25 protein-coding genes are annotated in these 22,222 nt (G+C 68.4%); 16 read left to right on the top strand and 9 right to left on the bottom strand.

Annotated elements, in window-relative coordinates:
* Positions 1–73 precede the first annotated feature (73 nt).
* The 6 genes from ON34_RS25940 (at position 74) to ON34_RS25915 (ending at position 5,260) form a co-directional block, all read left to right on the top strand.
* Positions 74–1,585, top strand: coding sequence for an ATP-dependent DNA ligase (locus tag ON34_RS25940; protein WP_040784094.1), 1,512 nt, complete (start codon positions 74–76; stop codon positions 1,583–1,585).
* Positions 1,586–1,752: 167 nt separating this feature from the next.
* Positions 1,753–3,009 carry a lipase family protein gene (locus ON34_RS25935; RefSeq protein ID WP_051023105.1) on the top strand — a complete coding sequence of 419 codons (1,257 nt, stop codon included), beginning with the start codon at positions 1,753–1,755 and terminating at the stop codon, positions 3,007–3,009.
* An 88-nt stretch (positions 3,010–3,097) separates the two neighbouring features.
* On the top strand, positions 3,098–4,318 hold the full coding sequence (locus tag ON34_RS25930) for an inorganic phosphate transporter (protein ID WP_040784093.1): 1,221 nt from the start codon (positions 3,098–3,100) through the stop codon (positions 4,316–4,318).
* Positions 4,319–4,329: 11 nt separating this feature from the next.
* Positions 4,330–4,614, top strand: a complete 285-nt coding sequence (locus tag ON34_RS25925; RefSeq protein WP_040784091.1) for a hypothetical protein — start codon at positions 4,330–4,332, stop codon at positions 4,612–4,614.
* A gap of 11 nt (positions 4,615–4,625) precedes the next feature.
* The gene (locus ON34_RS25920) at positions 4,626–4,952 is read left to right on the top strand and encodes a DUF3349 domain-containing protein (protein WP_040784290.1); all 327 of its coding nucleotides are present in this window, start codon (positions 4,626–4,628) and stop codon (positions 4,950–4,952) included.
* 17 nt (positions 4,953–4,969) lie between these two features.
* Positions 4,970–5,260: a DUF3349 domain-containing protein gene (locus ON34_RS25915; RefSeq protein ID WP_040784090.1), complete on the top strand. Its 291-nt coding sequence runs from the start codon at positions 4,970–4,972 to the stop codon at positions 5,258–5,260.
* Here the strand turns inward: ON34_RS25915 and ON34_RS25910 are convergent.
* Both ON34_RS25910 and ON34_RS25905 read right to left on the bottom strand, forming a co-directional pair.
* Complete coding sequence (locus tag ON34_RS25910; RefSeq protein WP_083889780.1) at positions 5,255–5,755, bottom strand: DUF4254 domain-containing protein; 501 nt, start codon at positions 5,753–5,755, stop codon at positions 5,255–5,257. The genes ON34_RS25915 and ON34_RS25910 overlap by 6 nt on opposite strands.
* Positions 5,752–6,045 (bottom strand): hypothetical protein, encoded by a 294-nt coding sequence (locus ON34_RS25905; RefSeq protein ID WP_040784086.1) that lies wholly within the window; start codon positions 6,043–6,045, stop codon positions 5,752–5,754. Before ON34_RS25905 ends, ON34_RS25910 begins: the two co-directional genes overlap by 4 nt.
* Before the next feature lie 131 nt (positions 6,046–6,176).
* Between ON34_RS25905 and ON34_RS25900 the strand changes: the two genes are divergently transcribed.
* Positions 6,177–7,058, top strand: coding sequence for a DUF5753 domain-containing protein (locus ON34_RS25900; RefSeq protein ID WP_040784083.1), 882 nt, complete (start codon positions 6,177–6,179; stop codon positions 7,056–7,058).
* Positions 7,055–7,255, top strand: coding sequence for a DUF397 domain-containing protein (locus ON34_RS25895; protein ID WP_083889778.1), 201 nt, complete (start codon positions 7,055–7,057; stop codon positions 7,253–7,255). Before ON34_RS25900 ends, ON34_RS25895 begins: the two co-directional genes overlap by 4 nt.
* Before the next feature lie 260 nt (positions 7,256–7,515).
* Here ON34_RS25895 and ON34_RS25890 read toward each other — a convergent pair whose 3' ends face one another.
* From ON34_RS25890 to ON34_RS25870, 5 genes are all read right to left on the bottom strand, one after another.
* Positions 7,516–8,340 carry a class II fructose-bisphosphate aldolase gene (locus tag ON34_RS25890; protein ID WP_040784077.1) on the bottom strand — a complete coding sequence of 275 codons (825 nt, stop codon included), beginning with the start codon at positions 8,338–8,340 and terminating at the stop codon, positions 7,516–7,518.
* Positions 8,341–8,825: 485 nt separating this feature from the next.
* Entirely contained in the window at positions 8,826–9,779 is a 954-nt protein-coding gene (locus ON34_RS25885; RefSeq protein ID WP_083889776.1) for a 1-phosphofructokinase, read from the bottom strand.
* The gene (locus ON34_RS25880) at positions 9,776–10,936 is read right to left on the bottom strand and encodes an N-acetylglucosamine-6-phosphate deacetylase (RefSeq protein ID WP_040784074.1); all 1,161 of its coding nucleotides are present in this window, start codon (positions 10,934–10,936) and stop codon (positions 9,776–9,778) included. The genes ON34_RS25885 and ON34_RS25880 overlap by 4 nt, the downstream gene beginning before the upstream one ends.
* Positions 10,937–11,054: 118 nt before the next feature.
* Positions 11,055–12,305, bottom strand: coding sequence for an ROK family protein (locus ON34_RS25875; protein ID WP_245548190.1), 1,251 nt, complete (start codon positions 12,303–12,305; stop codon positions 11,055–11,057).
* A gap of 328 nt (positions 12,306–12,633) precedes the next feature.
* Positions 12,634–13,563 carry an SIS domain-containing protein gene (locus ON34_RS25870; protein WP_051023103.1) on the bottom strand — a complete coding sequence of 310 codons (930 nt, stop codon included), beginning with the start codon at positions 13,561–13,563 and terminating at the stop codon, positions 12,634–12,636.
* A gap of 133 nt (positions 13,564–13,696) precedes the next feature.
* Between ON34_RS25870 and ON34_RS25865 the strand changes: the two genes are divergently transcribed.
* The 5 genes from ON34_RS25865 (at position 13,697) to ON34_RS25845 (ending at position 18,371) form a co-directional block, all read left to right on the top strand.
* The gene (locus ON34_RS25865) at positions 13,697–14,947 is read left to right on the top strand and encodes an extracellular solute-binding protein (protein ID WP_245548189.1); all 1,251 of its coding nucleotides are present in this window, start codon (positions 13,697–13,699) and stop codon (positions 14,945–14,947) included.
* A gap of 1 nt (position 14,948) precedes the next feature.
* Entirely contained in the window at positions 14,949–15,830 is an 882-nt protein-coding gene (locus ON34_RS25860; protein WP_040784067.1) for a carbohydrate ABC transporter permease, read from the top strand.
* Positions 15,827–16,726 carry a carbohydrate ABC transporter permease gene (locus ON34_RS25855; RefSeq protein ID WP_083889774.1) on the top strand — a complete coding sequence of 300 codons (900 nt, stop codon included), beginning with the start codon at positions 15,827–15,829 and terminating at the stop codon, positions 16,724–16,726. The genes ON34_RS25860 and ON34_RS25855 overlap by 4 nt, the downstream gene beginning before the upstream one ends.
* Positions 16,727–16,847: 121 nt before the next feature.
* A complete protein-coding gene (locus ON34_RS25850; protein WP_040784280.1) occupies positions 16,848–17,504 on the top strand; it encodes a TetR/AcrR family transcriptional regulator in 657 nt (218 codons plus the stop codon).
* A gap of 75 nt (positions 17,505–17,579) precedes the next feature.
* The gene (locus ON34_RS25845) at positions 17,580–18,371 is read left to right on the top strand and encodes a DeoR/GlpR family DNA-binding transcription regulator (RefSeq protein ID WP_040784064.1); all 792 of its coding nucleotides are present in this window, start codon (positions 17,580–17,582) and stop codon (positions 18,369–18,371) included.
* On the opposite strand, the gene ON34_RS36335 is transcribed toward ON34_RS25845, so the two are convergent.
* Together ON34_RS36335 and ON34_RS25840 are read right to left on the bottom strand one after the other, a co-directional pair.
* A complete protein-coding gene (locus ON34_RS36335) occupies positions 18,368–18,628 on the bottom strand; it encodes a hypothetical protein (protein ID WP_157172432.1) in 261 nt (86 codons plus the stop codon). The genes ON34_RS25845 and ON34_RS36335 overlap by 4 nt on opposite strands.
* Positions 18,629–18,764: 136 nt before the next feature.
* The gene (locus tag ON34_RS25840; RefSeq protein ID WP_040784279.1) at positions 18,765–19,466 is read right to left on the bottom strand and encodes a nicotinamide mononucleotide transporter family protein; all 702 of its coding nucleotides are present in this window, start codon (positions 19,464–19,466) and stop codon (positions 18,765–18,767) included.
* Positions 19,467–19,621: 155 nt separating this feature from the next.
* Here ON34_RS25840 and ON34_RS25835 point away from each other — a divergent pair, with 155 nt between their 5' ends.
* The 3 genes from ON34_RS25835 to ON34_RS25825 all read left to right on the top strand — a co-directional run bounded on the left by ON34_RS25835 (position 19,622) and on the right by ON34_RS25825 (position 22,185).
* The gene (locus tag ON34_RS25835; RefSeq protein ID WP_040784278.1) at positions 19,622–20,425 is read left to right on the top strand and encodes an ABC transporter ATP-binding protein; all 804 of its coding nucleotides are present in this window, start codon (positions 19,622–19,624) and stop codon (positions 20,423–20,425) included.
* A gap of 219 nt (positions 20,426–20,644) precedes the next feature.
* Complete coding sequence (locus ON34_RS25830; protein ID WP_040784060.1) at positions 20,645–21,391, top strand: ABC transporter permease; 747 nt, start codon at positions 20,645–20,647, stop codon at positions 21,389–21,391.
* Positions 21,388–22,185, top strand: coding sequence for an ABC transporter permease (locus tag ON34_RS25825; RefSeq protein ID WP_040784057.1), 798 nt, complete (start codon positions 21,388–21,390; stop codon positions 22,183–22,185). The genes ON34_RS25830 and ON34_RS25825 overlap by 4 nt, the downstream gene beginning before the upstream one ends.
* Positions 22,186–22,222 lie beyond the last annotated feature (37 nt).

Here is a 22,222-nt window from a genome sequence, read left to right as displayed (position 1 = left end):
GCATCCGTGCCAATGTGCGATTAGCACTCGGGTCGCCGCATGGGTGTCATACCTCGGGGCTACCGTCGGCAGGGTGTTGTTCTCGGATGTCGTCCTGGCCTCGGAGACTGTGCGGGCGACCAGGTCGCGAAAGACGAAGATCGCCACCTTGGCGGGGCTGCTGACGTCGGCCGCGCCGCAGGAGCTGGCGCCGGTGGTCGCCTGGGTATCCGGTGAACTGCCGCAGGGCCGGATCGGGACGGGTTGGCGCACACTCGCCGCGCTGGATCATCCACCAGCGGCCGCGGCGACGCTGACGGTGCCCGCGGTGCACGCCGCGCTGAGCGATCTGGCCGAGACCTCCGGCCCCGGGTCGGCGGCCCGGCGGAAGGAACTGCTCACCGCGCTGTGGTCCGCCGCCACCGCGGATGAGCAGAGCTTTCTGCTGCGCCTGCTGACCGGGGAGTTGCGCCAGGGCGCGCTGACGGCCGTCGTCGCCGAAGCCGTGGCGATCGCCGCCGACGTCCCCGCCGACCTGGTTCGCCGGGCGTACATGCTGTCGGGCCAGTTGCCGGTCACCGCCGCGGCCGCGCTGACCGGCGGCGCCGCCGCGCTCGCCGCATTCCGGCTCGAGGTCGGCCGTCCGATCCAGCCGATGCTCGCCTCGCCCGGCGCGACGCTGGACGAGGCGCTGCTCGAATTCGAGGGCGAGGTGAGCGTCGAGCACAAGCTGGACGGCGCCCGCATCCAGGTGCATCGGAATGGGGACCAGGTGCGGGTGTTCACCAGGACGCTGCGCGACATCACCGCGGGCGTTCCGGAGCTGGTCGAGTTGGTGGCCGGTCTGCACTGCACGAGCGTGGTGCTGGACGGGGAGACGCTCGCGCTCACCGACGCCGGGCGGCCGCGCCCGTTCCAGGAGACCATGAGCCGTTTCGCCGAGGTGAGTTCCACGCGCGAGCTGCTGCTGCACCCGTACTTCTTCGACTGCCTGCACCTGGACGGCCGGGACCTGCTCGACGCTCCGCTGGCTGAGCGGCGCGCCGCGCTGACCGAAGTGGCCGGTGAGCACAGCATTCCCGCGCTGCTGCGGCCGGACGCCGAGGCGGCCGCCGAATATTTCGACGGCGCGCTCGCGGCGGGGCACGAGGGCGTGATGGTCAAGTCGTTGACCGCGCCGTACGCGGCGGGCAGGCGCGGCCGGGCCTGGCAGAAGATCAAGCCGACGCACACCCTCGATCTGATCGTGCTCGGCGCCGAGTGGGGCTACGGCCGCCGCACGGGCTACCTGTCGAATCTGCACCTCGGCGCCCGCGACCCGGACACGGGCGACCCGGTCATGGTGGGCAAGACCTTCAAAGGTCTCACCGACGCGCTGCTGCACTGGCAGACCGCCGAATTCCCGCGGCACGAGCGATCCCGCGATCAGCACACCGTGTACCTGTGGCCGCGGCTGGTCGTCGAGATCGCCCTCGACGGGGTCCAGGTGAGCCCGCGCTATCCCGGCGGCGTCGCATTGCGTTTCGCTCGCGTCGTGCGCTACCGCCCGGACAAGGAACCCGCCGACGCGGACACCATCGACACCGTTCGCGCGCTGCTGCCCTGATCACCGCTTTCGAAGTGAAGCACGCCCGCTCCGCCGAGGGCGCGTGTCGGGCGTGCGAAGCACGTTGAGCCACTGTAAGTATGGGCAGCGCAAGGTTCCGGATGGCCGCCACAATGCAATGGTTCGGCCGGTTCGTGCTCCGGACAAGGAATCGGCGGGTGGGTGGGATGATGCGAAAGTTGCTGGGCGGGCGGTCTGCCCGAGTGCTGGTGGCGCTGCTCGGCGCTGTGGCGGTGAGTGCGGTCGGGATGCCCGCGCAGGCGAATCCGATCGAGCAGTTGCTCACGCCGTCGCGCGAGTACAGCGGAATTCTGCCCACGCCGCTGGGCGATCCCTTCTACACGCCGCCGCCGGAGTTCGAGAGCCAGCCGCTCGGGACGGTTCTGGCCGCCCGCCCCGGCGGCACCGGCCTGACGCTGTTTCCGTTGACCTCCACCGAACTGCTGCTGCGATCCACCGATGCCAAGGGACGCCCGGTTCCGGTGGTCGCGACGCTGCTGGTGCCGAGGACGCCGTGGACCGGGCCGGGACCGCGCCCACTGTTGACGTTCAATGCCGCCATCGATTCGCTCGGGCATCGGTGCGCGCCGTCCTACGAGCTCAAGGGCGAGCTGTCGGCCAAGCTCTGGGCCGCGCAGATTCCCCTGTCGAAGGGCTATGCCGTGCTCGTGCCCGATCATCAGGGCCCACGGCAGGCCTACGGGGCGGGCGTGATGGCCGGGCACGCGGTGCTCGACGCGATCCGGGCCGTGGTGGGAACCCCGGAGCTGGGCTTGCGACCGGACACGCCGACGGTGCTCACGGGATACTCCGGTGGCGCCATCGCCAGCGGGTGGGCCGCCCAGTTGGCGCCGGAGTACGCGCCGGAGCTGAACCTGGTGGGTGCGGCGTTCGGCGGCGTCCCCGCCGACTTCGGCATGCTGCTGGACACCATGAACGGCCGCAACCTCGCGTCCGGGGTCTTCCTGGCCGCGACGCTCGGGCTGGCGCGGGAGTACCCGGAGATGCTCGGGTTGATGAACGACAACGGCTGGCGCCTGGCCCAGATCGGCAAGGACTTCTGCATGTCCGCGCAGGAGTTCGCCGGGGTCGTGGCGCCGATCCCGGTGCAGGTGCTCACCGACGCGTCCGCGCCCACCGACCTGCCGGTGATCAAGGAGATCCTGGCCGCCAATCGGATGGGCGCCGCCGCGCCGACGGTGCCGGTGTTCCTCTATCACGCCTCGCACGATCCATGGGTGCCGCTGGCCGGCGCGGAGAAACTCTACGCGGACTGGTGTCGCGCCGGGACGTCGGTTGATTTCCAGGTCTACCTCGGCGAACACTTCCTGGTCGGGCTCAGCGGCATCCCCGGCGCCACCGAGTGGATCGACGATCGCTTCGCCGGTCGGCCGGTGGCCTCCGGCTGCACCCGATTCGGGTGAGCAGGGCGAACCAGGCTAGCCCATCCTGGACGAACGGTTCGCGGCAACCGGGCGGCACCGGAATTAACCTGTGCTTCACACTGGAGGCGTGACCGTCGAACTACTGGTTCTCCTGATCGTCATCGGCACGGCGCTCGTCTTCGATTTCACCAACGGATTCCACGACACCGCCAACGCCATGGCGACCTCGATCGCCACCGGTGCGCTCCGGCCGCGCATCGCGGTCGCGCTCTCGGCGGTGCTGAACCTGATCGGCGCGTTCCTGTCGGTCGCCGTCGCCGCGACCGTGGCCAAGGGCATCGTCCGCCTCGACGCGGTGTCGGGTCACGATCTGCTCGTCATCGTGTTCGCCGGGCTGGTCGGCGGGATTCTGTGGAACCTGCTGACCTGGCTGTTCGGGTTGCCGTCGAGTTCTTCGCACGCGCTGTTCGGCGGTCTGATCGGCGCGACGCTGGCCGCGCTCGGCTGGAGCGGGGTGATCTGGGCGTCCGGTTCGGACGGCGTGGTCACCAAGATCATTCTTCCCGCGGTGCTCGCCCCGATCGTCGCCGCGCTGGTCTCGGCGATCGGCACCTGGCTGGTCTACCGGATCACCAGGGGCTCCGACGAGGACAAGGTCACCCAGGGCTTCCGCTGGGGGCAGATCGGCTCCGCCTCGCTGGTCTCGCTGGCGCACGGCACCAATGACGCCCAGAAGACGATGGGCGTGATCTTCCTCGCGCTCGTGGCGCACGGGACGCTCACCAAGAACGACGAGATGCCGCTGTGGGTGATGGCCGCATGTGCCGTGGCGATCGCTGCGGGTACCTATCTCGGGGGCTGGCGGATCATCCGGACGCTCGGCAAGGGCCTGGTCGAAATCGACTCACCGCAGGGCTTGGCCGCCGAGTCCGCCTCGGCGGCGATCATCCTCACCTCCGCGCACTTCGGGTTGCCGCTGTCCACCACGCAGACCGCGACCGGCTCGATCCTCGGCACCGGCCTCGGCAAGGGCGCGGAGGTGCGGTGGAGCGTGATGGGACGAATGGTGGTCGCCTGGTTGCTCACCTTGCCGCTGGCCGGGGTGGCCGGGGCGATCTGCTGGGCCATCGCGCACGTCATCGGCGGGTTGGCGGGCGTGCTCGTGGTGTTCGCCATCCTGATCGCGCTGTCGGCGCTGATGTATCTGCGGTCGCGGCGCAACCCGGTGCACACCGGAAACGTCAATGAGTGGCCGGGCGACAATACCGATCCCCAGGCGATCACGGAGAAGCCTGCTGACGGCGGCCCGGCCACCCCATCCAACTCGACCCATTCGGCCCAGGTGTAGGAGGACCAGGCGTGCACACTCTCGTCACGAATCTGAACTCGCTGGGGAAGGTCACCGTGGCCGGGCTGCTGCTCGGCGCGGGCTTGCCGATGATCTTCGCGATCGGGGTGCGGTTCTGGTCTTTGTCGGCCACCGTCGCCGCGGACGGACGCACGGTGCGGCGCAACTATCCGGCGCTCGCGGTCGCGCTGCTGTGCCTCGTGGTGGTCGTCGCGGCGATCATCAGTGGGATCCTGTACACGGCCAGAGCGTTCCTGGCGGCCAGATTCGGCATCCATCTGTTCGGACAGGCATGAAGGGCGGCGATGTGACCGATCAAGCGAAACTCCGGCCGAAGCTGCTCGGCAAGATCGTGAGCTGGCTGCGTGCGGGTTACCCGCAGGGCGTTCCGCAGTCGGACTACGTCGCGCTGTTGGCGGTGCTGCATCGCCACCTCACCGACTACGAGGTGGCCGCCATCGCCGAGGAGTTGGCGGCCTCGAATCCGGAATCCGGGATCACCCGCGTGGAGATCGAGCAGGCCATCGCCCGGATCGCGAAGGAGCAACCGGACGACGACGACATTGCCCGCGTCGCCTCCCACTTGGCGGCGGGTGGCTGGCCCTTGGCCGACCCGCCCGCCGATTCCGACTGACCGAGAAGCGATCGCCGATGCCTCCGTTCCTAAGCGCGATCATCGACTGGCTGCGGGCCGGATATCCGGAGGGTGTCCCGGAATCCGACTACATCCCGCTGCTCGCTCTGCTGCGCCGCCGCCTGTCCGACGAGGAGGTGGCTCGGATCGCCGCCGAGCTGGCCGATCCCGGCGACACGACCGATATCCAGGTCACCATCACCAAGATCACCAACGACATGCCCTCCGAAGCCGACGTCGCTCGAGTGCGCGCCCGCGTCGAAGCGCGCGCCTGGCCGGATCTCGAGCACGGTGCCGGAGGTTCATGACGCCGAGCGTGGACCGCTGAGGTACGGCAGGCGGCGCAGACCCGCCGCGACCTCGTAGGCGAGGTCTTCGTACCCGAGCGCGAGTTCGGCGAGGCGCTCCCAGGCGTCGTGCACGGCCCATTCCGGTGCGCTGGGCAGTATTTCGTGAGCGGACGCGGAGAACTGGGCGAGCCGGTCGATCACCATGCCGACGGTCTCGGTGTGCATGAGCGCGCCGCCGTGCGGAAGCGGCGTCTCGGTGGCGACCCAGCGGTCGATGGCGATGACGAGCCCGGCCCGATGCTGATCGATGTCGTTCGCCCCACCCGGTTCGGTAAGTAGCCGACGCTGATGCAGTCCGGCGAGTAGGTGGGCGGACGTCAGGATCGGATGATCGCGGCGCGGCGCCGCGCGGCAGGCATGCAGGACAAGTTCTTTGGTCGGCAGCGGTCGCACCGCGATTACCCCCTGTTGTCGACTGGTATTGCCGGGCAGTGCGCGAAACGCGCGAGTCATCGACGATGCCGCCCGCCCGGGCGCGGCAACCGGTACCCATCACGGGCATCCCACGGCTTCTCGATGACGACCAGGCCGAGCGCTTCCATCGCCGTGAGCCCGATGCGGCTCGCCAACTCCTCCATCAGCGAAACCGCTTCCGCCGCTTGGATAGCCGCTGTCGCCTGCTCCGTCGTCACCATCCGCCCGCGCAGATAGGACACCACCCACGCGTCCTCACTGACCCGCCGCGCCTGATGCGGCGTCCGATCACTCACCATCCAAGCCCGGTCGATGACGTGCACAGACATTCGGAACCCCCTCCATCCCCGCCGAGCGGGTCCAGAAGCCCCCGCCTGTGATGCGCGACCCCCGAATTCTAAAGTATACAAGTCAATTTACGGAACTGTTTGGGCAGCATTGTCGGCTGTATTGTGCTGGCATGGCGCTGTCACCCGCGGTTGCGCGTTGGGAACTGGCGCTCAGGCTTCGGCAGCGGCGGTTGGAGTTGGGCATTGGAGCCGCCTCGATCACCAGAGCGCTCGATGTCTCGGCCGCGTACTGGTCGCACATCGAGAACGAGCGCAACCTGCTCCCCAAGGACAAGCTCGAGCAACTGCTGGACATCCTCGAGATCGATCGCAGCGAACAGCGCGAACTGCTGGCGCTGCGTGAGGCCGCGAAGCGGCGCGGATGGTGGAGTCGATACTCCGCGTTGTTCGGCGACGAGATCCTTCGCTACTACGGAATGGAGTGGGGAGCCGAGTCGATCCGGACCTATGAAAGCGTCATGATGCCTGGCCTCCTGCAAGGTGAGGAGTTCATTCGGGCACAGATGCTATCCGCAGGAGCGACGGTACGGGCGATCGAAGTCGATCAGCGAGTCGAGGCGAGACTTCATCGGCAGCAAAGGCTCTCAGGCGAGAGCCCGGTTTCGCTCCGGGCGGTTGTCGGAGAGGCGGCACTCCGTCAGCAGGTAGGCGGTCCGGATGTGCTGCGTCGTCAACTGGTTCACCTTGCCGACCTCCTCGAGTCGCACTCGGAGAACGTCGAGCTGCAGGTCATCCCGTTCACGGCCGCGGACAGCGTTCCGGCAAGCTCCACATACCACCTGCTCGACTTCGCCAGCCCTCGTCTGCCGACGCTGGCCTGGCACGAATCAGCGGTATTCGGCCAGATCATCATCGATGACGAAAGTCGAAAGGAAACCAAAGTGCGCGACTTGGGTTTTGTGTTCGAGCGAGCGCGTTCGTTGGCGCTGTCTCGGGCCGAGTCCTTGGCGCTGATCCGGGCGACCGCGGCCGGATTAAACTCGGCCGGGTGAGCAGTACCGGTTGGTTCAAATCTTCCTATTCCAACGACAGCCAGACCTGCGTCGAGGTGTGCTTCGACAGCGGCCGAGTACTGGTCCGTGACAGCAAGTTTCAGGGCACACCGGACGTCCGGCCCGTCCTTGCCTTCACACCCGCCCAGTGGTCCGCATTCACAGCGGCGATTCGATCCGCCGAACTCGCTCAGTGAGCGAGAACCGCAACCGCACTACTCCCAGCTGACTCACAGCTCGGCTACAAGCAACACTCAGCCAGAGCGGGAAGAGTGGCCCCGTCGATGCAACCAATCCATCGACAGCTCGACCGGTGGACAACTGCCCTGCTCCACCACCCGACCGGCCGGTGGCGCCAACTCCCTCGTCCGCGCCACCGGCCGTTCCTATCGGCGAGTGGCGCCTGGCTGCGGCGAAACGCGAGAAGATCTCTCCGTGGTGTGCCACTCGCGGGGGATCAGGCGAGGAGGTGGAGGAAGTGTTCGACTTCCGATTGGATGGCGGTGCGGGCGGGGGTGAGGTATTTGCGGGGGTCGGAGAGGGTGGGGTTGGTGGACAGGGTGGTGCGGATGGTGGTGGTCATCTGGATGTTGAGGCGGGTGGCGATGTTTATCTTGGTCATGCCGTGGGCGACGGCGGCGCGTAGGCCTTCGTCGGGGACGCCGGAGGAGCCGTGCAGTACGAGGGGGACCGGGACTTTCGCCGCCAGGCGGGCGATCAGGTCGTTGTCGAGTTCCGCGGTGCGGGTGTGCATGGCGTGCGAGGAGCCGACCGCCACCGCTAGCGCGTCTACGCCGGTGACATCGACGAATTCGACGGCCTCGTCGGGGTCGGTGCGTGCGCCGGGGGCGTGGGCGCCGTCTTTGCCGCCGACTTCGCCGAGTTCGGCTTCGATGTGTACGCCGCGGTCATGGCACCACCGGGCGATGCGGGCGGTGGCGGCGAGGTTGTCGGCGTAATCGAGGGTGGAGCCGTCGAACATGACCGAGCGGATACCGAGGTCGACCGCTTCATGGACCAATTCGGCGGTGGTGGCATGGTCGAGATGGACCGCGACGGCCGCGCTGCTGTCGGCGGCAATGCGCAGGCAGGCGAGGGCGAGCGGGGCGACGCTCCCGTGGTAGATCGCCGTGTTCTCCGAAAGCTGAAGTACCACCGGCCTTTTCGACGACTCCGCGGCGGCGGCGATCGCCTCGGCGTGCTCGAGGGTGATCACGTTGAACGCGCCTAGCCCGCCGGGACGGGCCGCCGCAATCAGTTCCGGAACAGAGGTCAGCGGCATAGCTCATGCTTTCGTGATGCCCGGTGCGTGGGGCCGGTCGGGTGGGCTGGACCGCGTTGTACGGCCGCCGAATCTGGATGGGGAACAGGGGCTGTGCCGACCCCGCGCACACGTTGAACCAGTCGGCAGTCCAGCCCGCCGGGTGGCGGCATCGGGTGGCAATTAGGCATGGGCGAACTCACTGGGTGGGCTGAGCCGGGGTTGTATGGTCGCTGAATCTCGACGCCGAAAAGGGGTTGTGTCGGCTACGTGCACAGGTTGGGCCGGTCGGGAGTCCGGCCCGCCGCATGACGGGATTGGGGGGCAATGCCGAAGTCCGTGACCGTGGTGCGGGCCGCCTCGATGCGCTGCGCCGCGCCTGCGGGCTGCTCGTCGGTACTGTCGAGCGTGGTGGCGGGCAGCTACTGCCGCTGTGCCGAGGCTGGAGTGTTGGCCCGGGCGGTGGGGACCGACCTCGTCGGCGCACTCGGTGCGGTCGGCGATCGTCATGGTGAAGTTTCCTGAGGTTTTGGTAGATCCAGTCGTTCGACGCGGACGGTCGGGGCGAGGCGGGTCCGCAGACCGCGGTCGATCTCACCGGCCACCGGGATGACCACGGCGGACGCGGAAGTCGCCACCGCGTCGGTGAGCAGGGCCGCCCAGTCGGGGCTGGAGTCGGTGGAAAGGGCGGCGATCACCGCAGCCACCACGGAATCTCCTGCGCCCGTGGGGTTTCCGGCTAGCGGCTCAGGGAGCGCGGCCGACCACGCGCCGTCGGCGGTGACCGCGACCATTCCTTCCGCACCGCGGGTGGTGATCACGGCGCGCACGCCGCGTTCGACGAGAGGGTAGGCGGCGGCCACGACGGCGTCGGTGCTGTCGGGTTCGGTGCCGGTGAGGCGATGCACTTCGCCGCGATTCGGCGTGAGCACGATGCCCGGCACCTGGGCGGCCAGGCGCAACGCCTCGCCGTCGACGTCGACGATGGTCGGCACGTCGGCCGCGATGGCGGTGCGTGCGATCTCGGCGGGAAGCGAGGGTTCGATGCCGCCCGGCAACGAGCCGGAGATGACCAGGCCCGCGATCTCGGGTAGCAGCCCGGCCACCCGGACGGCCAGTTGCTCGGCCGCGTGCGGATTGGAGACCCGGGCGCCCGGTTCCCACAGCGCGGTGGCGGTGCCGTCCTCGGATTCGCTGATCACCACGGTGCGGCGCACCCAGGGCAGGGCGTGCACGAAGTCCACCGGCATCTCCAGTTCGGCGGCAGCCGCGAAAGCGTGGTCGGAGAAACCGGTGGCCTTGGCGTATTTGCCGAGCTGATTCAGCACCCGGGTCACGTTGATGCCCTTGCCGCCGATGCGCTGCTCCACCGAGCGGACCCGGTGGGCCTGCCCGCGTTCGAAGCGTTCGACCCGGTAGGTCATGTCGTACGCGGGATTCATTGTCACGGTGAGGATCACGTCAACCACTGTCCACGTCTGAGCACCCGGCGCAACTGGAGATTGTCACTGACTGTCAATATGTCGGCGAAGTAGCCGGGCCGCAGGTCACCGACCTCCGCGAGTCCCAGCGCGGTCGCCGGAGTGCAGGTGGCCGCCAGCACCGCGTCCCGCAGCGGGACATTGGATTCTCGCACCGCCCGCGCCACACACTGCAACAGCGTGCTGACCCCACCCGCGATCGACCCGTTGGCGATTCGCGCCACCCCGTCGCGCACCGTGACCGACTGTGGGCCGAGCCGGTATTCGCCGTCCCCGAGCCCCGCCGCCTGCATGGCATCGGTGACCAGCGCGACCCGCCCCGGCGCGGTCGCGAACACCAGCGCGGCGAAGCCGGGATCGACGTGCACACCGTCGCCGATCAGCTCCACGGTCACGTCACCTGCCGCCGCGGTGACCAGAGCCGCGGCGACCGGACCGGCTTCGCGGTGATGCAGCGGTGGCATCCCGTTCGCCAGATGCGTGACGACGCTGCCGAATCCGCTGGGGTGCAAGGCATTACGGAAAGTCCGGTAGTCGGCGTCGCTGTGGCCGAGCGCGACCACCACACCGTGGTCGACCAACCGCCTTGCGACGTCCGCATATCCAGGGCGCTCCGGCGCGAGCGTCATCGCGCGGAGCCACGCGCCGCCCGCGGCCAGCAGTTGGTCGGTCAGGTCCGGATCCGGGTCGCGCAGGAACCGCGGATCCTGTGCTCCGCATCGGGCTTCGGCCAGGAAAGGTCCCTCGACGTGGATGCCTCCGAGCACGCCCTCCTCGGCCAGTACGCGCAGTACGGCGATCTGCGCCACCATCGCCGGGGCAGGTCCGGTGACCACGCTCGCCACCACGGTGGTGGAGCCGCTCGCGTGGTGCGCCTCGGCCGCCGCTCTCGCCTCCGCGGCGTCCACCGTGTCGAACCGATGCCCGAACCCGCCGTGATTGTGAATATCCACAAGCCCCGGCAGCACCGTTCCGGAAAATGGCGGCTCCGGTAAATCCGGGTGGACGGCCCGCCATTGCGCGAACGACCGCACCGCGATGATCCGCTCCCCGGACGTCATCACCACACCGTCATCCAGGACGACACTCGCCGAGACGATGCGCCCCCGAATAATCAGCTCGGAGTGCTCTGTCATGCGGGTGCTCCCTGCCGTGCGAATTGTGCGTGGCTCGCGAGCTTTGCGTGTGTGCGGTGCCCGGCGGAGGTAATTCGGGGTGCGGAGGTCGGGTGGATTTGGTTGGCGGGTGTGCGTGTCATGCCAGTTCTCCCTTCCGTGCGAGGAGGGAAGCACCCGCCAGGCCTGCGCGGGCGCCGAATTCGCCGAGCACCACACGGGGTGTGGGGACCAGGCGGAGCCGGTCGGCCAGTGCTCGGTGTAGTGGCTCGGTGAGCGCCGCGCCCGCTCCGGCGAGTCCGCCGCCGAGAACGATCAGCTCGGGGCAGGCGGCGTGCACGATGCCTACCAGACCGTCGGCGAGTGCGTCGACGGCGTCCTGGACGACGGCAGCGGCGTCGGGGTCGGTGGGCATGAGTGCGAAAACTTCAGCGGCGCCGGAGATCTCGCGTCCTGTCCGGTGGGTGTAGGCCCGCGCGATCGCCGCGCCCGAGGCGACCGTCTCGACGCAGCCGATATTGCCGCAGGGACAGGGCAATCCGTCGCGCCGCACCGGTATGTGCCCGTACTCGCCGACTTGTCCGTAGCCGCTGCGCACCAGCCGACCGCCGACGGACAGAGTCCCGGAGATGCCGGTGCCGAGGATGACGACGCACACGTTCTCGTGGCTCCGTCCCGCGCCGTAACGCGCTTCCGCCCAACCGGCGACGGCGACATCGTGCTCGATCAGCGTCGGCAGACCCCAGCGCTCGGTGAAACGGTCGCCGACATGCACGTCTCGCCAGCCGACGTTGCTGCTGAACACCGCGACGGATCGGGCGACGTCGACGATCCCGGGCAGTACGACGGCCGCGCGCCCGACGCGGCGGCGGTCGGATTCCGGTAGCTCGGCCAGCAATCGCTCGCCCAAATCGCCCATGGCGTCGAAGGCGGCCGCGCCGAGCGGCGTCGGGACCGCGCCGACCGCCAGCGCGGTCCCCTGAGCATCGGAGATCTCGCCTTTGATGGTGGTTCCGCCGACATCCAACCCGAGCACGAGCGCGTCATCGGGCAAAGGCGCGGCAGCTCTCGTCACAGCTGTCGGGCGGAGCGTGGTTGCGGGCTGCTCGTGTTTGTCCGGTGCGGCGGAGCGGGTGAACTCCGTCGTATGTGTGCTGGGCCGGGTAGCACCGGAGTTCGAGGGCATCGGGCGCTGCTCGACCACGTCCGGTTCGGCGGCCGGTCGGTCGAAGTCCGTTGCGTCCGCTTCGGGGCCGGTCGTGGAGCGCGAGCTTGTGCTCGGCGGTTCGGCTATGTCCGGTGTGGTTGCGGAGCGGGCGAAATCCGGTCCGGGTGATCCGGATCTGGTCACGCCGAAGCGGGCGGGAGTCTCCGGCTGTTTGGTTCCCATGTTCGGCACAGTAGTTCCTGGTCGCGCCCGTGCTGCCGCACACGCGGCCGGGAAGGAAACGCCCGCGTCGCGCGGTGGGAGGGCAGGCGTGGCCCGGAATCGGGCGGGCGCGCCCGGTGGCGCGGTTGTTGCCGGTGCGGCGCCGTGCAGTGCGCTAGTCCCCGGTGCTGATGGGACTGCGGTTCGCGAAGGCTGGAGTCGCGGCATGGTGCCCGGTGGTTGTGTCGCAGGGTGTGTTGCCACCTGGCATCTGGGCGAGTCGGCTGCGAGCCCGGGCATCACGCGGCATCGGCCGCGCCGAGCGGGAATCATCACACGGCTCCGGTCGTCACTTCAGGACGACGGAGCGGTTGAGGCTGCGCGGGTGGTCGGGGTCCAGGCCAAGGTCGGCGGAGCGCAGGAGGCACAGCCGGTGCACCCGGATCAGGTCCGCCATCGGGTCGATGTCGCGGTGTTCCAGGTGTGCGCCGGTGGCGGCGACATCCCCGGCGAAGTCCGGCTCCAGCGGCCCGAAGGCCCAGACCGCGCGGCCGGGCGCGGAGATGCTGATCGGGCCGTGGCGATATTCGGTGGCCAAGTACGCCTCGGTCCAGGATTGGCAGGATTCCCGCAGCTTGAGCGCCGCTTCGTCGGCGATGGCCGCCGCGAATCCCATCCCGACGAAACTGATCTGCTCCGCGGCGCGCACCGCGGCCAGGGACTCGGCGGGATCCTCGGCGAGCACCGCGCGGGCCTGGGCGATCACCGGCGTCAGGTTCTGGCCCAGGTGCCAGCGCAGGATGGCGAGGGTGGTGGTCGCGAAGCGGGTCTGCACCACCGACTGCTCGTCGACCCGCTCGATGAGGATCGGATCGCCGAGGTCGAGCACGGGTGTGCCGGGGCTGGAGCAGATCACCGCCCGCGGGATGTGCGCCGGAATGGCCCGCATCGCGCGCACCACTTCGGTGGTGGTCCCGGACCGGCAGATCACCAGGTACCGGTCGTAGTCGCGATCGCGCACCGCGCTGGCGGGCCACGCGTCGGTAACGCCGTGACCCGCGTCCTCGCGTAGTGCGGCGATCGCTTGCGACATGAAAAACGATGTTCCGCAACCTATTACGGCCACACGTTCACCCGGTTGGGGTAGCACGGCGCGGTGGTCGGCGGCGACGGTCTCGGCATTCGCCCAGTCGTCCGGCTGGGTGGCTACCTCGGTGGCCAGATGCGGCGCGGGGGTGTGTTCGGCGGGCACACGAACAGCTTCACCCCGCGTGATCATTCATGTCAAATTTACGTGCAAATCGGTCACATCTGATCACCGACCGGGCTAGATTGAGGTGCACGGACGGTGCGTCCTCCCATCATCGGTTCCTCCGTTGGCGCCCGGTGGGTAAATCTGAAAGGTTCTGCTCGTGAAAAGACCATTCCACCGCGTGCTTGCCGGAGTCGCGATGGTCACCGGCCTCGCGCTGGCCCTGTCGTCCTGCGGATTCGGTTCGAAAGACGCCGCGGACTCCGACACCACGATCAACTTCCTCGCGCCCGCCTACAGCGACGGCGCGACGGGCACCAAGGCTCTGTGGGACGGCATCATCGCCGAGTTCCAGAAGCAGAACCCGGGCCTCACCGTCAATCTGCAGATGGAGTCCTGGAACTCGATCAACGACGTGGTGCGCACCAAGCTCCAGTCCACGTCCACCACCCCGGACATCCTCAATATCGACGCCTACGCCAGCTTCGCCGGCGACGGCATGCTGTACCCGGCGGCCGAGATCGTCTCCGCGCCGGTGCTGGCCGACATCCAGCCGAGTTTCGCGCAGAACGCCGCGCTGAACGGCACGCAGTACGCGCTGCCGCTGTTCGCCTCCACCCGCACGCTGTTCTACAACACCGAGCTGTTCGACAAGGCGGGCATCACCCGGCCGCCGAAGACCTGGGCCGAGCTGACCGACGCTGCCAAGAAGATCCAGGCACTTGGCGGCGGCGTCTCCGGGTACGGACTGCCATTGGGCAGCGAGGAGGCACAGGGGGAGACGTCCATCTGGACCTTCGGCGCGGGCGGCGCCTGGGCGGACGGCGACCGGATCACCGTGGACACCCCGCAGAACCTGGAGGGTGTGCGGGCCATGCGTGACCTCATCGATGCGGGTGCGACACAGCCGAATCCGGGCGCGACCGACCGCAAAGACGTGATCAACGCCTTCATCCAGGGCAAGATCGGCATGATCGAGGCGCTACCGCCCACCATCGGACAGATCGCCGCGAAGAACCCCGGCCTGCGCTACGCGACCGCGCCGTCGCCGACCAAGACCGGCGCGCCGGTCACCCTCGGGGTCGCCGACCACCTGATGGCGTTCAAGAAGGACGGCAAGAAGGCCGAGTCGATCAGGAAGTTCCTCGACTACTTCTACTCCGCCGCCGTGTACGCGAATTTCGTCGAGCACGAGGGTTTCATCCCGATCACGCACAGCGCCGCGGCCGCGCTCGCCGACGACCCGGTCACCAAGGCGTTCGCCGCGACGCTTCCGGTGGCGCGGTTCTATCCCAGCAACAACCCGAAATGGGCCGCCGCGCAGGGAGCAATCCGCCAGCAGATGGGCACCATCGCCCAGGGCGCGGACCCGGCCCAGGTGTTGCGGCGGATCCAGGAAGCCGCGAAGTAACGTGCGGCGCAGAGGAATACTGCCGGCGCTGCCGTGGATCGGGCCGTCGCTGGTCTTGATCGCGGCCATCGTCGCCTTCCCGGCTTGCTACATGGTGTGGACCAGCACCAGAGACCTCAGCGCCTACGGTCAGGACCGGGGCAACGCCGGGCTGGCCAACTACCGGGCGCTGTTCGGCATCTCGGAACTCGGGTCGGTGCTGGTCCACACGGTGGTCTGGGTGGTCGGCGTCGTGCTGATCACGCTGGTGTTGTCCGCGGCGCTGGCCCAGTTCCTGAACAAGGACTTCCCCGGCCGCACGGCGGTGCGGATGGCGATACTGGTGCCGTGGGCGGCGTCGGTGGTGATGACGACGACCATCTTCTACTACCTGCTCGATCCGGACGTCGGCATCGCCAACCGGTTACTGGTCGACATCGGTGTGCTGGAACGGGGCTACGGCTTCACCAAGCAGCCGACGCAGGCGTTCCTCGTGGCGATGGGCGTCGCGGTGTTCGTCTCGGTGCCGTTCACGACCTACACGATTCTGGCCGGGCTGCAATCGATTCCGGCGGAGATCGAGGAGGCGGGGCGGGTCGACGGGGCGAGCGCATGGCAGCGCTACCGCTATCTCACGCTGCCGCAGCTGCGCCCGGCGATCGCGGTGGCCACCATCATCAACATCATCAACGTGTTCAACTCACTGCCGATTCTGCAGGTGATCACCGGAAGCATCGCGGGTTTCTCCGCCGACACCACGACCACGCTGACCTTCAAGCTGATCCGGCAGAACCAGCAGATCGATACGGCGGCCGCGATGAGCGTGCTGAACTTCGCGCTGATCCTGGTCGTCATCGCGATCTACGTGAAGGTGGTCCGCCCGACCCAGGAGATCGACCGATGACGACCAGGACCGAGGTGGCGCCGGTCGAGCAGGTGCTCGATACGCCGCATCCCACCGCGGTGCCCGCACGGGCAAGAAGGCGGCGCTGGGAGCTCACCGCGGTCGGGGTGGTGCTGGCCGCGCTGTTCCTGCTGCCGTTCGTCGTGATGGTGCTCGGCTCGCTGAAGAGCAGGGTCGAGATCCTGCGCATCCCGCCGACGTATCTACCGCGGTCCTGGCACCCGGACAACTACGCGACCGTGTGGGACACACCGGAGACGCCGCTGCCGTTCAACCTGGCCAGCACGATCATCATCGCGGTCTGCGCCACCGCGCTGGTGTTGCTGGTCGCGATACCGGCGGGGTATTACACGGCCCGTCATCGCTTTCCGGGCCGCGGCGTGTTTCTCGGCTTGGTGCTGGTCACCCAGATGTTGCAGCCCACCGTTCTGGTCACCGGGTTGATCCGGGAGTTCTTCGCCCTCGGCATCAACGACACCTGGCTGGCGATGATCCTGGTGAACGCGGCGTTCAACCTGTCGTTCGCGGTGTGGATCCTGCACAGTTTCTTCGCGGCGATCCCGATCGAGATCGAGGAGGCCGCGCTGCTCGACGGGTTGACTCGCTGGCAGACGCTGATCCGGGTGAGCCTGCCGCTGGTGTGGCCGGGCATCGTCACGGCGACGATCTTCGTCGTGGTGGCGTGCTGGAACGAGTTCGCCGCCAGCCTGGTGGTGCTCACCACGCCGGAGAACCAGCCGCTGTCGGTGGCGTTGACCAAGTTCGTCGGTCAGTACGACACGGCGTGGCAATACGTGTTCGCCATTTCCACCGTCGGCATCATTCCGGTGGTGCTGCTGTTCGCGGTGATCGAGAAGCGCTTGGTGGCGGGGCTCACAGCGGGCAGTGTGAAATAGCCGGACCTTGGCCAGATCCCTTGCCGTCCATGGCCCGAACGCCCGCTGGCGCGCCAAAGGGATCGTCGCGGATCGACGTTCGCGGCGCAGACCAGCGATTGCCGCGCGGTAGCATCGAATGGTGACACGGCAGGATCACGGAGCCAAGGACGGTCGCCACTACGGCGGGCTGACCAAGGAGCAGCGGGTAGCCCAGCGGCAGACCCGGCTGATCGACGCCGCGCTCGAACTATTCGGCACCCAGGGCTACGCGGCCACGTCCATCGAGCGGCTCTGTGCCTTCGCCAATGTCTCCACGCGCAGTTTCTACGAGGACATGGGCAGCCGCGAGGCATTGCTCATCGCGCTGGCGAACAGCATCACCGCGCAGGCCTTGGACAGCGCGCTCGCCGCGCTCGCGGAAACCGCGGGCGAGCCGCTGGCCACCCGTGTCGTGGCGGGTTTTCGGGCGTATCTGGGAGTCACGTGTGCCGACCCGCGCCGAGCCCGGGTGTGCTATGTCGAGGTGGTCGGTGTGAGTGCCGCGGTGGAGGAGTGGCGCAGGCAGCAGCGCCGCTTGCTGTCGGAGTTGCTGGTGGGCGAGGCCGAACGCGCCATCGAGCGCGGCGAGACCGGGTCGCGGCGGCGTTTCGATCTGTTCGCTCTGGCCGTGATCGGCGCGGTCAATTCGCTTGCCCAGGAGTTCGTGCAGAGCACGGCGCCGGACTCGGCGCTCGGTCTCGACGAAATATGCGAGGAAATCGCCTATTTCGTGAATTCCGGCCTCGCGCTGACGTGAGCGGAATCCCTGTGGTCATATGGTTCGCGTGCACACCGAAACAGCAGGTTTCCCGCACGACCGGGGCGGTCTGAGATGACCGGGCCGACCGATCGCCCGCAACGGTGGAACCGGTTGCTGGAACTGCTCGCCGAATCCGGACGGCTCTCGGTGGAGGAAGCCGCCGAGCGACTCGGTGTGTCCCCCGCGACCGTGCGCCGCGATTTCACCGCGCTCGCCGAGCAGCAGCTGGCGACCAGGACGCACGGCGGCGTTGTGGCCACCGCCGTGGCCTACGACCTGCCCGCTCGCTACCGGCAGTCCGGCGGCGAAGCCAAGCAGCGCATCGCCGAACACGCCGCCGCGCTGATCGATCCGCACGCGGTGGTGGGGATGAACGGCGGCACCACCACCACGGCGGTGGCCAGGGCGCTGGCCGGACGGACCGACCTCGGACTGTCCGGCGACGAGCAGCTGACCATCGTCACCAACGCACTGAACATCGCGGGCGAGATGGTGCTGCGGCCGCACGTGCGCACGATCATCCTCGGCGGCGTGGCGCGGCGCGAGTCCTACGAACTGCACGGACCGCTGGCCGAGCGGGCGCTGGCCGAATTGCGGCTCGACGACCTGATCCTCGGCGTGAACGCGATCTCCGCCGAGGGCGGCGCCCAGTGCAGGCACATCGACGAGGCCGGGGTGACCACCGAGATGGTCCGTCGTTCCGGGCGAGTGCTGGTGGTGGCCACCGCGGACAAGCTGGAGCGCACCGCGCTGGCCCGCATCTGCGGCATCGAGCAGGTGCATCTGCTGGTGACCGACACCGACGCCGATCCAGCGGCGGTCGCGACCATCCGCGCCGCGGGCGTGCGGGTCGACGTGGTCTAGCCCGCCCGGTCCGCGCTGTGATTGATGTCCGATCCGCCGTTGTGGAGTATTTGGTGCCGTATCGTGAGCTGCGACATCACGGCATGGCCTTCGTTCAGCAGCAACCGGTTCACATGATCGTCGGCCCATTGCTTGCGGGTTCGGCCCATCGGCGGCGACGGCGCGTCGTTGTATGGATTCAGATTATGGTGGTCACATTGTCGGACAACCGCTCGCCCCCGGTGGCGGCGCGACACGGCCGCCAGGATGCCGAGCAACCGGCGCTCCGGTCAGTGGTGGGCGTCTCCGCAAGTGTGGCAAACAGGTGGCACCGCTAATGTTCCCGGGGTGTGTCGAATGATGTTTCTGGAAGGTAGCCATGGAGTGACCCCTGAATGAACCGGCGACAGCCGATTACCGATCGTCGACGGCGGCGGCAACCCGATCGAGCGGCGCATCGGTGCCGGTGTCTCGGCGCAGGGTTCGCACCCACACCAGGAAGCCCCACACGACGAAGCCCGCGTAGACCAGATACAACGTCGCCGACGGGTAGTAGCCCGCCCGTACCAGGAGCGGGATTCCGACCAGATCGACGGCGATCCAGATCAACCAGAATTCGGCCCAGCCGCGGGCCATGCCGTAGGTCGCCAGCGCCGAGCCGGTGAAGATCCACGCCTCCGCCCATGGGCCGAACGAGCCGATCCACCCGAAGAGCTGAGCGAAACCTGCGGTCCCGAGCAGCATGGCCGCCACGAGCAGCCATCGTTCGCGGGCGCTCGCCCAGCGCGGCGAGACACCGCGCTGCGCGGGACCGGTGTCCGCCCTCGCGCGGCGGTACCAGCTCCACCACCCATAGCCGCTCACCGCGATGAATATCACTTGGCGTCCGGCCTGTCCCGCCATGTTCAGCTGCTGCGGTGTGTGGAAGATCGCACCGACGAACACCGTGAACAGCAGGGCGTTCCCGGCGATGCCGATCGGCCAGGCCCAGACTCGCCGCCGCATCCCGCCGATCGCGGAGGCCAGGCCGAAGCCGTTGCCGATCACTTCGCGCCAGAGGATCTCCGAGCCCGCGATGTGCAGCTTGGCGTCGAGCAGCGTGATGATCGGGTTCACTTGTCCTGCAACCAGCGGCGGGCCGCATCTCATCCGCATCGGATCGCCGCGATTCGAAATCCGCGCGGCGGCCGTCGTGCGCACCGTAACGATTGCGCAATCTGACGACGCCATTCGCAATATCCGCGCAACCGGGTGCTCCTAGGGTGGCCGTCATGAGCACGGAAAGCGGTACCGCCGGAGGGACCGGAATTCACCTCAGCGGGTTGACCAAGACCTTCCGGGTAGGGCGGAAAACGGTGCAGGCGTTGGATTCCGTGGATCTGCACACCGAGCAGGGCGCCTTCCTGTCGCTGCTGGGCCCCTCCGGCTGCGGCAAGTCGACGGTGCTGCGCATTCTCGCCGGTCTGGAGACGCCGACCGCGGGCCAGGCGTTGATCAACGGCGAGACGCCCGCCGAATTGCGCGGGCACCACGAGCTGGGCATCGCGTTCCAGGATTCGGCGCTGCTGCCGTGGCGGTCGGTGGAGTCGAACATCAAGCTGCCGCTGCAGGTCGCCGGGATGACACCGGAGCCAGGGCAGATCGCCGACCTGATCCGGCTGGTCGGTCTGGAGGGTTTCGAGAAGGCCAAACCGGCGCAGCTGTCCGGCGGCATGCGCCAGCGCGTGTCGATCGCGCGGGCGCTGGTGGTGAAGCCGACCGTGCTGCTGCTGGACGAGCCGTTCGGCGCCCTCGACGACATGACCAGGCAGCGGCTCAATCTGGAATTGCTGCGGATCTGGACCGAGAAACCGGCGACCACCCTGATGGTCACGCACGGCATCGCGGAGGCTGTGTTCCTGTCCGACGTGGTGGCCGTGATGAGCCCGCGGCCGGGCCGGGTGCTGGAGCTGGTCGAGATCGACCTGCCGCGTCCGCGGCTGCCGGAGATGATGCGCACGCCGGAATTCCACAAGCTGCACGACTATCTGTCCGAGCTGCTGTTCGGAAAGTCAGGAAAGGGAGGTCTGGCATGAGTGAGCGCGGCGGACTCATGAGCGGTCAGGCCCGGAGGCGGCAGCGGAGCGTGACCCTGGAGGTCCCCGCTCATGACGGAATGGAGACAGCATGAGCGGGCGCGGTTCGTGGCGCTGTCTGCGCCATCGCAAACCCGGGTGGCAGCGGGTGAGCACGCACATGCAGCCGGTGCGGCGGCACCCCCTCGCACGGTGCATCCGGCGAGCGGGAGGTGCGTCATGAAGCGCTACGGCGGTGTGGTGGGCGTGCTCGGGCTGGTCGCGGTGTGGTGGATTCTCGCGGCATTCGAGGTCGCGGGCGGCACCATTCCGAGCCCATGGCGGGTGCTGCACACCATGTACACCGACGGATGGGGTTTGTACGGACCGAACTTCCGAATCACCGCGCTCGGTGCGTTGCAGGGGTTCGTCTGGGGCAATGGGCTGGCCATCGCGCTGGCCGTCTTGATCGTGCTCGTCCCGCCGATCGAATCGCTGGCCACTCAGCTGGCGATCCTGAGCTATTGCACGCCGCTGCTCGCGCTCGGCCCGATCATTCTGGTCGTCTTCGGCGGACGCACCCCGACCGTGTTCCTCGCCGCGATGTACTGCTTCTTCACGACGATGGTCGGTACCGTCGCCGGATTGCGCTCGGCCGACCGTACCAGCCTCGACCTGGTGCGCGCCTACGGCGGCGGACGCTGGCAACAGCTCTACCTGATCCAGGCGATCGCGGCGCTGCCAAGCACCTTCGCGGCGCTGAAGATCGCCGCGCCGTCCGCCGTGCTCGGCGCCATCATCGGCGAGTACCTCGGCGGCGTGGACAGCGGCATCGGGGTCGCGCTGACCGCCGCGCAGACCGCCTACAACGTGCCGCGCACCTGGGGCATGGCGCTGGCCGCTGCGGCATTGGCCGGACTGGGCTACGCGCTGGTGGCGCTGGCCGCCCGGCTGGTCGCTCCGTGGACTGCGCAGGAGGCGCGATGAACCTGCTGCGCCGGATCGGGCGGTTCCTGTTCCCCCTGGGCACCTCGCTGCTGCTGATGCTGCTGATCTGGTACGTCTTCCTGAAGGCGTTCCCGCAAGTCGGCCCGCGGGTCGGCAAGACACCCGGCGATATCTGGACCTATCTGGTGACCGCGCCCAACGCGGACACCGCGCGTCAGGCCATCCTCGACGATCTCCAGATCACCCTGCGGGACGCGGCGATCGGATTCGGCGCGGGCATGCTCGCCGCGCTGGTGGTCGCCGCGTTGTTCGTGTCGTTCGCCGCGGTGGAGCAGACTTTCCTTCCGGTGGCGATGCTGCTGCGCTCGGTGCCGCTGGTGGCGTTGACGCCGATCATCGTGCTGGTCTTCGGCCGCGGCCTGGCCGGGGTCGCCGTACTGGCCGCCATCGTGGTGTTCTTCCCCGCCTTGGTGATGATCATGGCCGGACTGCGCAACGCGCCGCGGCAGGCGCTGGAGTTGGTGGCCGCCTACGGCGGATCCCGGTGGACCGGGCTGCGCATGGTCGCCGTGCCCGCGGCGCTGCCCTCGGTGTTCGCCGCCGCGCGGATCTCGGTGCCCGGCGCGCTGATCGGCGCGCTGCTGGGCGAGTGGCTCGGCAGCGGGACCGGGCTCGGCGCCAGCCTGATCCGGGCCATCCCGACCTTCCAATACAGCAAGCTGTGGGCCTCGATCGTCATCGTCACGCTGGTCTCGGTGGTGCTGTACGCGATCGTGGGCGTCATCGAGAATCTGGTGCTGGCCCGCTTCGGGGCGGAGGCGGGACGAAACTGACCGCCCGGTCGCCCGGCGAAATTCGCGCAAATTCCGG

Origin of the sequence: Nocardia pneumoniae NBRC 100136, from assembly GCF_000308755.1 — a bacterium.
Lineage (GTDB): Bacteria > Actinomycetota > Actinomycetes > Mycobacteriales > Mycobacteriaceae > Nocardia > Nocardia pneumoniae.
The sequence above is the reverse complement of the archived record's forward strand: the minus strand, read 5'-3'. Positions and strand labels throughout refer to the sequence as shown.